The sequence below is a fragment of the Achromobacter sp. K91 genome, from assembly GCF_003576205.1.
GTDB classification, from domain to species: Bacteria; Pseudomonadota; Gammaproteobacteria; order Burkholderiales; family Burkholderiaceae_B; genus Achromobacter; species Achromobacter aegrifaciens.
Genome location: NZ_QWFB01000026.1, coordinates 322,344 through 336,534, shown reverse-complemented (window position 1 = coordinate 336,534; position 14,191 = coordinate 322,344). Strand labels below are relative to the sequence as shown.

10 protein-coding genes are annotated in these 14,191 nt (G+C 66.7%); 9 read left to right on the top strand and 1 reads right to left on the bottom strand.

Annotated elements, in window-relative coordinates:
* Nucleotides 1–9 precede the first annotated feature (9 nt).
* From DXK93_RS08745 to DXK93_RS08710, 8 genes are all read left to right on the top strand, one after another.
* Nucleotides 10–900 carry a helix-turn-helix domain-containing protein gene (locus DXK93_RS08745; RefSeq protein WP_119449851.1) on the top strand — a complete coding sequence of 297 codons (891 nt, stop codon included), beginning with the start codon at nt 10–12 and terminating at the stop codon, nt 898–900.
* A gap of 88 nt (nt 901–988) precedes the next feature.
* Nucleotides 989–2,431, top strand: coding sequence for a DUF2868 domain-containing protein (locus DXK93_RS08740; RefSeq protein WP_119449930.1), 1,443 nt, complete (start codon nt 989–991; stop codon nt 2,429–2,431).
* A complete protein-coding gene (locus DXK93_RS08735; RefSeq protein ID WP_119449850.1) occupies nt 2,424–3,812 on the top strand; it encodes a GTPase/DUF3482 domain-containing protein in 1,389 nt (462 codons plus the stop codon). The genes DXK93_RS08740 and DXK93_RS08735 overlap by 8 nt, the downstream gene beginning before the upstream one ends.
* 356 nt (nt 3,813–4,168) lie before the next feature.
* Nucleotides 4,169–5,776, top strand: coding sequence for an ABC transporter substrate-binding protein (locus tag DXK93_RS08730; protein ID WP_054455552.1), 1,608 nt, complete (start codon nt 4,169–4,171; stop codon nt 5,774–5,776).
* Nucleotides 5,777–5,893: 117 nt separating this feature from the next.
* The gene (locus DXK93_RS08725) at nt 5,894–6,865 is read left to right on the top strand and encodes an ABC transporter permease (protein WP_054455554.1); all 972 of its coding nucleotides are present in this window, start codon (nt 5,894–5,896) and stop codon (nt 6,863–6,865) included.
* Between the two features lie 10 nt (nt 6,866–6,875).
* Complete coding sequence (locus DXK93_RS08720; protein WP_054455556.1) at nt 6,876–7,802, top strand: ABC transporter permease; 927 nt, start codon at nt 6,876–6,878, stop codon at nt 7,800–7,802.
* 7 nt (nt 7,803–7,809) lie between these two features.
* Nucleotides 7,810–9,537 (top strand): ABC transporter ATP-binding protein, encoded by a 1,728-nt coding sequence (locus DXK93_RS08715; protein WP_054455558.1) that lies wholly within the window; start codon nt 7,810–7,812, stop codon nt 9,535–9,537.
* A gap of 25 nt (nt 9,538–9,562) precedes the next feature.
* Nucleotides 9,563–10,771 carry an amidohydrolase family protein gene (locus tag DXK93_RS08710; RefSeq protein ID WP_054455560.1) on the top strand — a complete coding sequence of 403 codons (1,209 nt, stop codon included), beginning with the start codon at nt 9,563–9,565 and terminating at the stop codon, nt 10,769–10,771.
* Nucleotides 10,772–10,861: 90 nt separating this feature from the next.
* On the opposite strand, the gene DXK93_RS08705 is transcribed toward DXK93_RS08710, so the two are convergent.
* Nucleotides 10,862–12,334: a YdgA family protein gene (locus tag DXK93_RS08705; protein WP_119449849.1), complete on the bottom strand. Its 1,473-nt coding sequence runs from the start codon at nt 12,332–12,334 to the stop codon at nt 10,862–10,864.
* A 304-nt stretch (nt 12,335–12,638) separates the two neighbouring features.
* On the opposite strand from DXK93_RS08705, the gene DXK93_RS08700 reads away from it, so the two are divergent.
* Nucleotides 12,639–14,177 carry a DEAD/DEAH box helicase gene (locus DXK93_RS08700; RefSeq protein WP_199728282.1) on the top strand — a complete coding sequence of 513 codons (1,539 nt, stop codon included), beginning with the start codon at nt 12,639–12,641 and terminating at the stop codon, nt 14,175–14,177.
* The last annotated feature ends 14 nt before the right edge of the window (nt 14,178–14,191 follow it).

Genomic DNA, 14,191 nt, shown 5'->3' with positions numbered 1-14,191 from the left:
TCCACTCATATGGCTACCGTCGCCTCGGCCCCGGCCGATTTCTCCGTCTTCCGCACCCTGGCGGGCTCCACCGCGACGTTGGGACGCGCCGCCGCGCTGGGCGAGGGCATCGCCATCTCGCAATGGTCACGCAGCGCCCACGAAACCATGGGCTACGACAGTCCGGGCCATCACACCCTGTCACTCTATCTGCGCGGCGGCGACAAGTCGTTCCGCCTGGGCCAGGACAGGCGACATGGCGGCGCCGGCAAGTTCTGCGTGCTGCCCTCGGAGCACTACTCGCGCTGGAGCATGAACGACAGCGTGCAATTCCTGCATCTGTACATCGCTCCGGAACGCCTGGCCCGCGAAGCCGTCATGCGGTTGGACTGCGAGCCCCGCACGCTGGAACTGCGCGACCGCACCTACATCCACGACGACTCGCTGATCGACGTCTGCCGGCAGTTGCTGGACACCGACTGGAACCAGCCCGCCGACCGGCTGGCGGCCAGCAGCGCGGCCGAAACAGTCCTGCACCATCTGCTGAACCAGGGCGTGGCGCGCAAGCCCGCGGCAACGCTGCGCGGCGGCCTCGCGCCCGCCGTGCGCCGGCGCATCATGGACTATGTTGACGCGCACCTGGCCGAGCCGCTGACGCTGGACGAACTCGCAGGCGTGGCGGCGCTATCCACCTACCACTTCGCCCGCATGTTCCACACCTCTTTCGGCGAGCCGCCGCATGCCTGGGTACGGGCGCGGAGGCTGGCGCATGCGCGCAAGCTGCTCGCAGCCGGCAAGGGCGACCTGGCCGGCATCGCCCAGGCCAGCGGCTTCGGCAACGCCAGCCACTTGGCGCGGGTCTTCCGCGACGCCGTCGGCGTCACGCCCGGACAGTACCGCAGCGCCCGCGCCAGGCACTGACGCGTGGGGCTGTGGCCCCGTTTCCTGTCCCGCCCGGTCTACAATGGTCCACCGCCCCCAGGGCCTGACCGTACCGCCGCCCGACGCGATGCCGTCTACGACCTCTCGCGATTCCATCCCCCCGGCTGAACCCCTCGGCGCCGGCCCCGTGCGCGCGCACTGGCTGGCGGAGCTGATACGTCTGCGCGAAGCGCATTGGGGGCCGCTGGAAGACGCAGCCGCAGTGCGCCGCGTACGCCAGCAGGACGCCGATCTGCCCGCGCGCATCCTGGCTCGCGCCGCGTTGCTGGCGCAGCGCGAGAATCTCATCCCCCTGATCGACACATGGCGCCGCAGCGCGCTCGCCATGTTGGCCGCGTTGTTCCTGCTGGCCGCCATTTCCGGCGCAGGCGCCGCGCTGGGCGCCCTGGGTGACGGCTCGCGGCCAGTCAACGTGCTGTGGGCGCTGGGCGCCTTGCTGGGCCTGCATGCGCTCACCTTCCTGCTGTGGCTGGGCAGCTTCCTGCTGCGGGCGTCCTCCGTCACGGGACTGGGGCGTCTCTGGCTCTGGGCCACGCGCAAGCTGGCCCGCGGCCCCGACAGCGCGCTGGTACCGCAGGCTTTTCTCAACCTGCTGGCCCGCGCGGGCGCCTTGCGCTGGCTCTTCGGCAGTGTCAGCCACCTGCTGTGGCTGACGGCCCTGTGCGCAGCGCTGGCGGTGCTGCTGGCCGTGCTTTCCACCGCCAGCTACCGCTTCATCTGGGCCACCACCTTGCTGGCGCCCGACACATTCGTCGGGCTGACACAGGCTTTGGGCTGGCTGCCGTCCCTGCTGGGCTTTCCGCTGCCGGACGCATCCATGATCCGCGCCAGCGACGGCGCCCAGGCCCTGCCCGCCGAGGCGCAGGCGCAGTGGTCGCTGTGGCTGATCGGCGTGCTGGTGGTCTACGGCATCCTGCCCCGTCTGTTGGCCGGCGCCCTGTGCGTGGCGGGATCGCTGCGCGCCTTGCGCCGCCTGCGCATCGATCCCTCGCTGCCCGGATTCTCCGCCTTGCGCGATCGCCTGGAGCCGCCCGCCCTGTCCACTGGCATAGACCGCCCGGTCGATCCCCTGCACGAACCGCGCGTCGGCGCGCCGCCGCTCGCGGGCCTGGGCGGCCAGCCGGTGCTGCTGGGGCTCGAACTGCCGCCGGACCTGGCCTGGCCACCCGCCGATATGCCCGCGGGCGTCCAGCAGGCCGGCAATCTGGATACCCGCGAAGAGCGCAACCGCGTGCTGGATGCGCTCGCCGGCCAGGCCGCCACGCGCATGCTGATCGCCTGCGATGCGCGCCAGACGCCGGACCGCGGAACGCTGTCGCTGATCGCCGAACTGGCCGCGCACGCGGAACAGACGCGTGTATGGCTGGTCACGCCGCGCGCGGACGCCGAGGCTCCCGCCACCCGCGCCCCGCTATGGCGCGAACGCCTGCTGGCGCTGGGCCTGCCCGCCGATGCCGTGCTGCAAGCGCCGCTGGCCCCGCTCGCCTGGCTGGAGTCCGGCCATGGCTGAAGACCTCATCAAGATTGCGCTGGTCGGCCATACCAACACCGGCAAGACCTCGTTGCTGCGCACGCTGACGCGCGACACCACCTTCGGTGAAGTCGCCGACAGCCCTGGCACCACGCGCCACGTCGAAGGCGCGCGCCTGCGGCTGGAAGGGCGGGCCGTGCTGGAATGGTTCGACACACCGGGCATGGAAGACAGCATCTCGCTGCTGGAGTACCTGGAAAAACTCGACAGCCCGCAAGAACGCCTGGACGGGCCGGCGCGCATCCGCCGCTTCCTCGACACGCCCGAGGCGCATGGCCGCTACGAGCAGGAGGCCCGCGTGCTGGCCAAGATGCTGGATTGCGACGCGGCGCTGTACGTCATCGACGCGCGCGATCCGGTGCTGGGCAAGCACCGCGACGAACTCGCCATCCTGGCCGCCTGCGGCCGGCCTCTGCTGCCTGTGCTGAACTTCGTCAACGCGCCCGCGCATCGCGCCGACGAATGGCGCGCCGCCATGGCCCGGTTGGGCCTGCACGCGGTCGTCGAGTTCGACACCGTCGCGCCGCCGCTGGATGGCGAACAACAGCTCTACGCCAAGCTCGGCGTGCTGCTGGACCGCCACGCCGCCGCGCTGGCCCGGCTGTCCGCCAATCTTGCCGAGCAGCGCCGCGCGCGCCGTGGCGCCGCCTACGAACTGCTGGCCGACCTGCTGGTCGACGTGGCGGCCTTGCACGTCTCCAGCGCCAGCGACGACGCGGCGCTCGCGGCCGCCTCGGGCGCGCTGCGCGACCAGGTGCGCCAGCGCGAGCAGACCTGCGTCAACGCATTGCTGGCGCTCTACAACTTCCGCGCGACGGACTTCACCGATGATGCGCTGCCCCTGCAGGGCGAGCGCTGGGGCATGGACCTGTTCCATCCCCTGGCCCTGAAGGACATGGGCGTGCAGGTGGGCATGGGCGCCGCCGCGGGCGCCATGGCCGGCGCGGCGGTGGACCTGTTCAGCGCCGGTTTGAGCCTGGGCACCGGCATGCTGATCGGCGCGGCCGCCGGCGGCCTGTGGCAAGGCGTGGAAAAGCTGGGCAAGCGCGTGGCGGGCAAGCTGCGCGGCTGGCGCGAAATCAGCGTCGACGACGCGGTGCTGCGTCTTTTGGCCCTGCGCCAGCGCCAACTGATCGAAGCGCTGGAGCGCCGCGGCCATGCCGCGCGCGAGCCATTGAGACTAGACCATCCGGACGACGATGCCTGGCGCAAAGGGCCCCTGCCCGAAGCGTTGAAAGAGGCCCGCAGCCGGCCCGAATGGTCGGCCCTGGGCGAGCACTACGAAGACAGCGACCGCCGCAAGCGCGTGGTGCGCGAATTGGCGAAAACCCTTGCCGACGCGCCCCCGCCCGGCGCCTGAGCGCAGAGCCGCCAGCCTTGCCGCACGCACCATTCCACGCCGCCGGCAAGCAAGTACTAACCCCAATCCAAACCGATTGACGCTTAAACGAATGCGTCGATAAGATTCGTCCTACATCGATGCGGGTCCGTCCCCGTCATGATAATCACAAGGGGTTGGGTCTATCGTGAAGTCGAAGTCCTACGCAGTGATTCCCGGCAGCGCCATCACCGGCGCACGCGCAGCTCGCGCTGCGTCCCGCCAGACCCCAATCCGTCTTTCGTCGTAAGCAGCAACGCCATGCCCCGGATCCCCATGGGGCCGGGGCCCTGTCACTTCTGTCGCGCTATCCGCGCACCACACGGAGCATGAGGGCTATGCGTACTTTTCCCCACCTGAAGCAAGCTGCGCTCGCCGCTGCCATCGCCGCATCGCTGGCTTTCAGCGCCGGCGCGGCCGCCAAGACCTTTCACTGGTCCTATCAAGGCGATGCGACGTCCATGGATCCGATGGCCCTGAACGAAACGTTCACGCTGGGCTTCCAGGGCAACATCTACGAAACGCTTGCCGGCTACGACGGCAACCTGAAACTGACTCCGCTGCTGGCGGAAAGCTGGGAGAACCCCGAACCCACGAAGTGGGTGTTCAAGCTGCGCAAGGGCGTGAAATTCCACGATGGTTCGCCGTTCACGGCGGACGACGTCATCTTCTCCTGGAAGCGCAGCCTGACCCCGGGCTCCGACATGAAGGGCTACGGCGCCAAGGCCTCCGACATCAAGAAGATTGACGACTACACCATCGAAGTCACCACGCCCACGCCCAACCCCATCCTGCCGCGCGAATGGGTGTTCCTGTACATCATGAGCAAGTCGTGGTCGGAAAAGAACAAGACCACCGAAGCCACCAACGTCAAGGGCGACAACCAGGGCAACTATGCCAACCTGAATGCCAACGGCACCGGCCCCTTCATGCTGGCCTCGCGCCAGCCCGACGTGAAGACCGTGCTCAAGCGATACGACGGCTACTGGAACAAGAACATCAAGACCAACGTCGACGAAGTCATCTTCCAGCCCATCACGCAGGAAGCGACGCGCGTGGCCGCGCTGATCTCCGGCGAAATGGACCTGGTGCAGCCTGTACCGGTGCAGGACTGGAAGCGCCTCGAAGACGCCAAGGGCGTCAAGCCGCTGACCGCGCCGGAAGCGCGCGCCATCTTCATCGGCATGGACCAGGACCGCGACGAACTGCTGTTCTCGGACGTGAAGGGCAAGAATCCCTTCAAGGATCCCAAGGTGCGCGAAGCCGTGGTGCTGGCCGTGGACACCAAGGCCATCAACGAGAAGATCATGCGCGGCGCTGCCAAGCCGCTGGGCTCGCTCATCGCCACCGCCATCAATGGCTATGACGATTCCTTCGGCGCGCCGTACAAGCCGGATCCCGAGCGCGCCAAGAAGCTGCTGGCCGAAGCCGGCTATCCCAAGGGCTTCACGGTCACCATGGACTGCCCGAACGACCGCTACGTCAACGACGAAAAGGTCTGCCAGGCCGTGGCCGGCATGCTGGCGCGCGTGGGCATCAAGATCAACCTGCTGGCGCAGACCAAGTCGAAGTACTTCGGCAAGATCCTGCTGCAGGCCGGCAACCAGACCAGCATGTACATGCTGGGCTGGACGCCCAGCTCCACCGACGCGCACAACACGCTGCTGAACCTGGCCTCGTGCCGCAATGCCAAGACGGCGGCGGGCCAGTTCAACCTGGGCGGGTACTGCAACAAGAAGGTCGACGAGCTCACCGACAAGATCGGCGTCGAAACCGACCAAGCCAAGCGCAACGCCATGATCAAGGAAGCCTTCGAGATCGTGCGCAACGACTATGGCTACCTGCCGCTGCACCAGCAGCCCATGTCCTGGGGCGTGAAGGACAACATCCAGGTCATCCAGCGCGCCGACGACGTGCTCGACCTGCGCGACGTCGTCCTGCCGTAAACCGGCGACGCGAGCCCCGGGCGGCACCTGCCGCCCGGGCGCGCCCGGCCCAGCCCCGGTTCCCGCTACCCGAGGGAAACGCGGCCCGGCGTCATCTGAATCCGAGGGCTCCCGATAATGCTTTCCTTTGTTGCGCAACGGCTTATCCAGTCGGTGCTGGTGATGTTGACGGTGGCGCTGATCGCGTTCTCCATGTTCCGCTATGTGGGCGATCCGATAGCCAGCATGGTGGGCCAGGACACCACCCCTGAACAACGCGCGGAACTGCGCAAACAGCTGGGCCTGGACGACCCCTTCGTGGTGCAGTACGCGCACTTCGTGGCCAACGCCGTGCGCGGCGACTTCGGCATATCGTACCGGCACCGCCGACCCGTCAGCGAACTGCTCGAAGAGCGCATGCCGGCCACGCTGGAACTGTCCTTCGTGTCTGCCGTGATGGCGCTGGCCCTGGGCATACCCATGGGCATCTATACCGCGCTCAAGCGCCACGGCGTGCTGTCCAAGGCCTTCATGGCGATCTCGCTGGCCGGCATCTCGCTGCCCACCTTCCTCATCGGCATTCTGCTCATCCTGTTCTTCGGCGTGCAGCTGCGATGGCTGCCCAGCTTCGGGCGCGGCGACGTGGTCAGCCTGGGATGGTGGACCACGGGCTTTCTGACCAAATCAGGCTGGCTGGCGCTGATCATGCCGGCCATCACGCTGGCGCTGTTCCAGATGACGCTGATCATGCGGCTGGTGCGCGCCGAAATGCTGGAAGTGCTGCGCGCCGACTTCATCAAATTCGCGCGCGCCCGCGGCCTGCCGGAACGGCTGATCAATTTCCGCCATGCGTTGAAGAACACCATGGTGCCAGTCATCACGATCACCGGGCTGCAACTGGGTTCCATCATCGCCTTCGCCATCATCACGGAAACCGTGTTCCAGTGGCCCGGCATGGGCCTGCTGTTCATCCAGGCCATCAGCATGGTGGACATCCCCGTCATGGCGGCCTATCTGGTGCTGATCGCCTTCATGTTCGTGCTCATCAACCTGGTCGTGGACCTGCTGTACTTCGCCGTGGACCCGCGTCTGCGCGTGCAGAGCAAGTAAAGGACTCATCATGATTGCTCGCATCGCTCCCTTCTTCGCCCGTGCGGCCGACAGCGACCTCTGGCACAGCTTCAAGCGTTCGCCCGGCGCCATCATCGCCGCGATCGTCACGCTGGCCATCCTGCTGGGCGCGCTGTTCGCGCCCGTCGTCGCGCCGCACAACCCCTTTGACCTGGCATCCTTGAGCATCATGGACGCCAACACGCCGCCGGCCTGGGAAGAGGGCGGCAGCCCAGACTTCCTGCTGGGCACCGACGACCAGGGCCGCGACATCCTGTCGGCGGTTCTGTATGGCTCGCGCGTGTCGCTGCTGGTGGGTTTCGCGTCCGTGCTGTTCTCGATGGTGCTGGGCGTGAGCCTGGGCCTCATCAGCGGCTATGCAGGCGGACGCGTGGACAGCTTCATCATGCGCATCGCCGACGTGCAGCTGTCGTTTCCAGCCATTCTGGTGGCGCTGCTGATCGACGGCGTGGCGCGCGGCCTGCTGCCGCGCGACATGCACGACCAGCTCGCGCTGTATGTGCTGATCTTCGCCATCGGCATCTCCGGCTGGGTGCAGTACGCCCGCACCGTGCGCGGCTCCACACTGGTGGAACGCAACAAGGAATACGTGCAGGCGGCCCGCCTCATCGGCATCGGACCCATCACCATCCTGCGCCGGCACATCCTTCCCAACGTAATGGGACCGGTACTGGTCATCGCCACCATCCACCTGGCCATCGCCATCATCACCGAAGCCACGCTCTCGTTCCTGGGCGTGGGCGTACCGCCCACGGCGCCGTCGCTGGGCACGTTGATACGTATCGGCAACAGCTACCTGTTCTCGGGCATGTGGTGGATCTCCATCTTCCCCGGCATCGCGCTGGTGGCGCTGGTGCTGTCGGTCAACCTGCTGGGCGACTGGCTGCGCGACGCGCTCAACCCCAAGCTGCGCTGAGGACGCCATGGCCCTGTTGAACATCGAAGATATCCGCATCGAATTTCCCAGCCGCCGCGGCACGCTGGTGGCCGTGGACGGCGTCTCGCTGTCCCTGGAAAAAGGCGAGATCCTGGGCGTGGTGGGCGAATCCGGCGCCGGCAAGTCCACCATCGGCAATGCCGTGATCGGCCTGCTGGAGGCGCCTGGCCGCCTGGCGGGCGGCGCCGTGCTGCTGAACGGCGAACGCATCGACACGCTGACTCCGGCGCAGCAGCGCAAAGTGCGCGGCCGCCGCATCGGCATGATCTTCCAGGATCCGCTGACCTCGCTGGATCCGCTGCAGACGGTGGAAAGCCAGCTGGTCGAAACCATGCAGGTGCACCTGAACCTGTCCCAGGCCGAGGCCCAGAAACGCGCCGTGCAGCTACTGACGCAGGTCGGCATCGACAAGCCGGAACTCCGCGTCAAACAATACCCGCACCAGTTCTCGGGCGGCATGCGGCAACGCGTGGTGATCGCGCTGGCGCTGTGCTGCGAGCCCGAAGTCATCATCGCCGACGAACCCACCACCGCGCTCGACGTGTCGATCCAGGCGCAGATCCTGGAACTGCTCAAGAAGCTGTGCCGCGAAGAGCAGGTGGGCATGATCATCATCACGCACGACATGGGCGTGATCGCGGACGTGACGGATCGCGTGGCGGTTCTTTACCACGGCAAGCTGGTCGAACAAGGCCCCACCTCCAAGATTCTGGGCGACCCCGACCACCCCTACACGCGCAGCCTGATCTCGGCCGTGCCGCGTCCCGACATCAAGCTGCGGCGCTTCCCGCTGGTGACCTACATCGAGGACGTGAAAAAGCCGGCGCAGCCGCTGGACCTGGCCACCCACTGGCTGGGCCAGCGCCGCGACTTCGGCGCGCGCACCGGCGGTCCGCTGGTGCAAGTCAACGACCTGAGCATGCGCTTCGTGTTGAAGAGCGCGCTGCTCAAGCGCAACCAGCGCACACTGGACGCCGTCAAACGCGTCAATTTCTCCATTGGCGAAGGCGAGGTCTTCGGCCTGGTGGGCGAGTCCGGTTCCGGCAAGTCCACCGTGGCGCGGCTGATCTCCGGCCTCTACACGCCGAGCGAAGGCTCGGTCAATTTCGGCGGCACGGACCTGACCGCGCTCAAGGGCGAGAAGCAGCTGAACCCGTTCCGGCGGCAGATTCAGATGATCTTCCAGGATCCGTTCTCCTCGCTCAATCCGCGCATGCGGGTGCTGGACATCGTGGCCGAGCCGATCCGCTTCCACAAGCTGGCGGCCAGCGAAGCAGAGACGCGCCGCATCGTGGCCGACCTGCTGGACGTGGTGGGCCTGGGCGATCGCGCCGCCGAACGCTTTCCGCACGAATTCTCGGGCGGCCAACGCCAGCGCATCTGCATCGCGCGGGCGCTGGCCACGCGCCCCCGCTTCCTTATCTGCGACGAACCGACCTCGGCGCTGGACGTGTCCATCCAGGCGCAGATCCTGAACCTGCTGAAAGACCTGCAAGAGGAACTCGGGCTGACCATGCTGTTCATCAGCCACGACCTGCCGGTGATCCGCCAGATGTGCGACCGCGTGGGCGTGATGCGCTATGGCGAACTGCTGGAAGTGGCCAACACCGAAGACCTCTTCGAACGTCCGCAGCATCCCTACAGCCAACACTTGCTTGGCCTCATGCCCCGCCTGCAATCCATGTCCCGCGAGGGCCTGGAAGTGGCGGAGTAACGCCAGGCGCAACCCGGAGCGAGACATGACGGCGACACGACAGACCCTGTTTACAGGCGGCCAGGTTTTCGACGGCAAGGGCAAACTGCTGCCCAACCACGGCGTGCTGGTCGAAGGCCGGCACGTGGTGCGCGTGGCGCCGGCCGGAGAGTTTTCCGGCTACGCCGGCGCGACCGTGCGCACGGACGGCATGACGCTGATGCCCAGCCTGGCCGACTGTCACGTCCATCTGGTCTACACCGGCGGCGCCGATCCCAACGCGCAACTGAGCAAGCAAGGCCCTGCGCAGATCACGTTGACGGCGCTGGAGAACGCACAGGCCAGCCTGCGCGGCGGCGTCACCGCGCTGCGCGATTGCGGCGGCAAGGACTACCTGGAATTCGGCGTGCGCGACGCCATCGCGCGCGGCGTGTTTCCCGGCCCCACGATCAGGGCCTCGGGCCGCATCATCTGCATGACGGGCGGCCACGGCAACCGCATCGGCCGCGTGGCCGACGGCTGCGAGGACGTGATCAAGGCCGTGCGCGAACAGGTCCACGCCGGCTGCGACCTGGTGAAGATCATGGCCACGGGCGGCGTCATGACGCCCGGCGTCAGCCCCATGGACGCGCACTACAGCTTCGACGAAATGAAGGCCGGCGTGCACGAAGCCAAGCGCTTTCGTAAAAGCACCGCCAGTCATGCGCAAGGCACGCTGGGCATCCTGAACGCAGTGCGCGCCGGCATCGATTCCATCGAGCACGGCATCTTCATGGACGACGAATGCCTGCGCGAGATGCTGGACGCCCAGACCTATCTGGTGCCCACCATCGCCGCGGTGCGCAACATCATCGCCAACGCCGACAACGGCATCCCCGCCTACGCGGTCGAGAAGGCGCGCGCGGTGGAGCAACGCCACCGCGAATCGTTCCAGATGTATTACAAGGCGGGCGGGCGCATTGCGCTGGGCACCGACGCCGGCACCCCGTTCAACCTGCACGGCGAGAACGCCATGGAATTGGCCTACATGGTCGAGTTCGGCATGACCCCCGTGGACGCGCTCATCGCCGGCACCTCGCGCGGACACGACCTGATGGGCATGGACCAGCACGGCGCCATCGCCGAGGGCAACGTGGCCGATCTGCTGCTGGTGCAGGGCGATCCCACCGAAGACATCATGAAGGCGGCCGACAAGCGCTTCCACGTTGCGGTACTGCGCAACGGCGAAGTGGCCGCCGGCGCCTTGCCCCTCTGAAACGCGACGGTTCCCAGCCCGCAATGAAAAAGGCCGCCGCGCCCTGGGCGCGGCGGCCTTTGTACAGCTCGAGTCGAGTGGTGCGCCAGCTTAGCGGGCGCCGCCCATCGCGCCGCTCATGACCATCATCAGGAACTGCTCCACCGGCATCTTCTTGCCGTTGAAATCGACCTGGCCGTCGGCGTAGTTCAGGTACGTCACGATGTTGTTGTTTTCGACCTTGGCCATGCCCATGGCGGTAGCCATGGTGCCAACCATTTCAGCCTGGCCCTTGGCGGTCTGCTGAGCCTGCTCGGCCGGCACGCCGCGCACCTGGGGCTCGATGGCCATCAGGTCGCTCAGGTTGCCCTTGGACAGCACCAGCTTGGCATTGAGCTTGCGGATCGTCTGCTTCAGCGTATCGGCGAACTCACCGTCCAGCGATGCCGGCTTGGCCATGTCCAGGTCCAGGTTGAAGGTCGACGTGCCGTTGGCGGTACGCACTTCCAGCGGCGACACTGCCAGCGTCGGGTTGCCAGCCAGCAGCAGCTCGACGTTGGTCTTGAGGACCTGCTTTTCTTCATCCGTGAACTGGGGCGACTGCTCTTCGCCCTTGCTCTGCATCATGCGGCGCGAAGCGGCTTCATAGACGTCGTTCAGCGCCTTGAACGCCTTCGAATCCAGCTTCTGCGCGTCCAGCACCAGCTTCAGGCCGGCCATGTCCTTTTCCTGCACGTTGATCATGCCGAAATCCATGGCCATCTTCACGCCCATGAGCGAGTTGGCTTCGGTCATGTCGACGGTAATCGCGGTGTCCTTGAGCTGGACCGGCGGCTTTTCCTTGGACGTGATGGTCCAGTTCTTGAGCGCGACCTTCTGGCTGCCCACGTACATGTCGTTCGAAGCCGGCGTCATGTCGCTGGTCAGGGTCAGGCCGGTCATGGCCATGCTGACGATGTCGCTTTCTTCGGACTCGCCCGCCAGCGTCAGGCTGTCGGCCTTCAGCGCGACCGTGCCGTGCTTGCTGCCGGTGGCGTAGGTCACGTCGCCCCTCATGCCCGAGAACTTCAGGCTGTTGGCGTCCTTGGCGAACTCGACGGGAGCCATGTCGAAGTTGCCGCTGATGTTCTTGGCGTAGCTGACGCTATAGGCGCCGGACAGGGGCACCGCGCCCTTGGCGGCGGCGAACCATTCCTTGACCAGGGGCGTCTCTTCCAGCTGGAAGCGGCTGGCCACCATGGCGGGCGCAAACGAGCCCGACTTCAGGTTGGACAGCGGGAAGGGGCCGTGGTCCAGGTGCTCGAGGAACACGAGTTCGTGGTCGACGGCCGGCTTGCCGTCGGCGGCCGGCTCGGTGAACTTGACGCGGTAGCGCTCGGTGGACGAAAACACGCCGCGGTCGAAGGAGACCAGCTCAACCACAGGGGTCACACCCCATTTTTCGCCGACCTTCTTCAGTTCAAGGTTGGCCTGCTCGATCGATTGCTTGACGAAAGCCTCGGCCTTCTGGCCCGTATACCAAGCCGTGCCGGTCCATACTGCGCCCAGCGCGACGACTACGCCCACAATTGCCGATTTTTTCATTGCGATCCTTTATTCTTCAAATGGATGAAAGCGGACGGATTATAGGGATTGCAGCCTAGGGAAAACACTTATTTCGTGCAAAGGCGCTGCAATGTGTTGCTTATTGATACAGAACCAGCCTTCCCGGGCGGTGCTGCAGCGCCACATCAGCTACAATCCTTCGGTGCGTTTTGCCAATCTGCGCACGTCCGCTAGGCCCTTCGCTGCCAAGCTTCGCCCGTCAGGGCGCTTCCCTTTTCTCCTTTATTCGTCCGCCTGGATTGGAGTCTCTCAACTTGAGCGACGGGCTGCCGCTGGAGTTGTTTTGACTACCTCTTCCCCTTTTGCCGACCTCGGGCTGGCTGATTCCCTGTTGCGCGCCATTGCCGAAACCGGCTACACCGCGCCCACTCCCATTCAGGCCCAGGCAATTCCCCAGGTCCTCAAGGGTGGCGACCTGCTCGCCGCCGCACAGACCGGCACCGGCAAGACCGCCGGCTTCACGCTGCCCATCCTGCACCTGCTGATGCAGAAAAAGCCCGAGCAGCGCAAGCCCGGCCGCCCGCGCTGCCTGATCCTGACCCCGACGCGTGAGTTGACCGCGCAGGTCGAGGAATCGGTGCAGACCTATGGCAAGTACACGCCGCTGTCCTCCATGGTGATGTTCGGCGGCGTCAACATCAACCCCCAGATCTCCGCGCTGAGAAAGCCGCTGGACATCCTGGTCGCCACCCCCGGCCGCCTGCTGGACCACTGCGGCCAGAAGACCGTGGACCTGTCCGGCGTCGAGATCCTGGTGCTGGACGAAGCCGACCGCATGCTGGACATGGGCTTCATCCGCGATATCCGCAAGGTCCTGGCGCTGCTGCCCAAGCAGCGCCAGAACCTGCTGTTCTCGGCCACCTTCTCCGACGAGATCCGCACCCTGGCGCGCGGCGTGCTGAACAACCCGGGCGAAGTCTCGGTCACCCCGCGCAACACCGCCACCGAACTGGTCACCCAGACGGTGCACATGGTGGAACAGCACCACAAGCGCGACCTCATCAGCCACATCATCCGCGAAAGCGGCTGGCACCAGGTGCTGGTGTTCACCCGCACCAAGCACGGCGCCAACCGCCTGGCCGAAAAGCTGGTCAAGGACGGCCTGACCGCCGCCGCCATCCACGGCAACAAGAGCCAGTCGGCCCGCACCCGCGCGCTGGCCGGCTTCAAGGACAGCACCGTGACGGTGCTGGTGGCGACCGACATCGCCGCCCGCGGCCTGGACATCGACCAACTGCCCCAGGTGGTGAACTTCGAACTGCCCAATGTGCCTGAAGACTACGTGCACCGCATCGGCCGTACCGGCCGCGCCGGCGCCACCGGCGCCGCGGTCTCGCTGGTCGACAACAGCGAAATCAAGCTGTTGAAGGACATCGAGCGCCTGATCAAGAAGACCATCGAGCGCAAGCCCGTGGAAGGCTGGACGCCGCCGGCCACGACCGCGGCGGCCTACGACCGCCAGGAGCGCGACGAAGACAACCGCAGCCCGCGCGGCGGCGGCGGCCGTAATGGCGGCCGCAGCGGCAATGGCAATGGCAATGGCAATGGCAATGGCGGCCGTTCGCGCCAGGGACAAGGCCAGGGCCAGCCCCGCGCCGCGACCGGCAACCGCGCCCCCGCGCCGGCCCGTGCCGGCGGCGAAGGCCGCGCCAGCCATGGCCCGCGCGACGGCAAGCCCGCCGACCGTCCGGCCCACGCCGGCCGCAACGAAGGCCGTCCGCAGCAGAACCATCGCCGTCCGGAGGGCTCCGGCCGCCCGGCAGGCAATGGCGGTTCCGGACGCCCCTCGGGCGCGCCGCGCGCCGCGTTGCTGAGCAAGTAATATCACCGCAACCG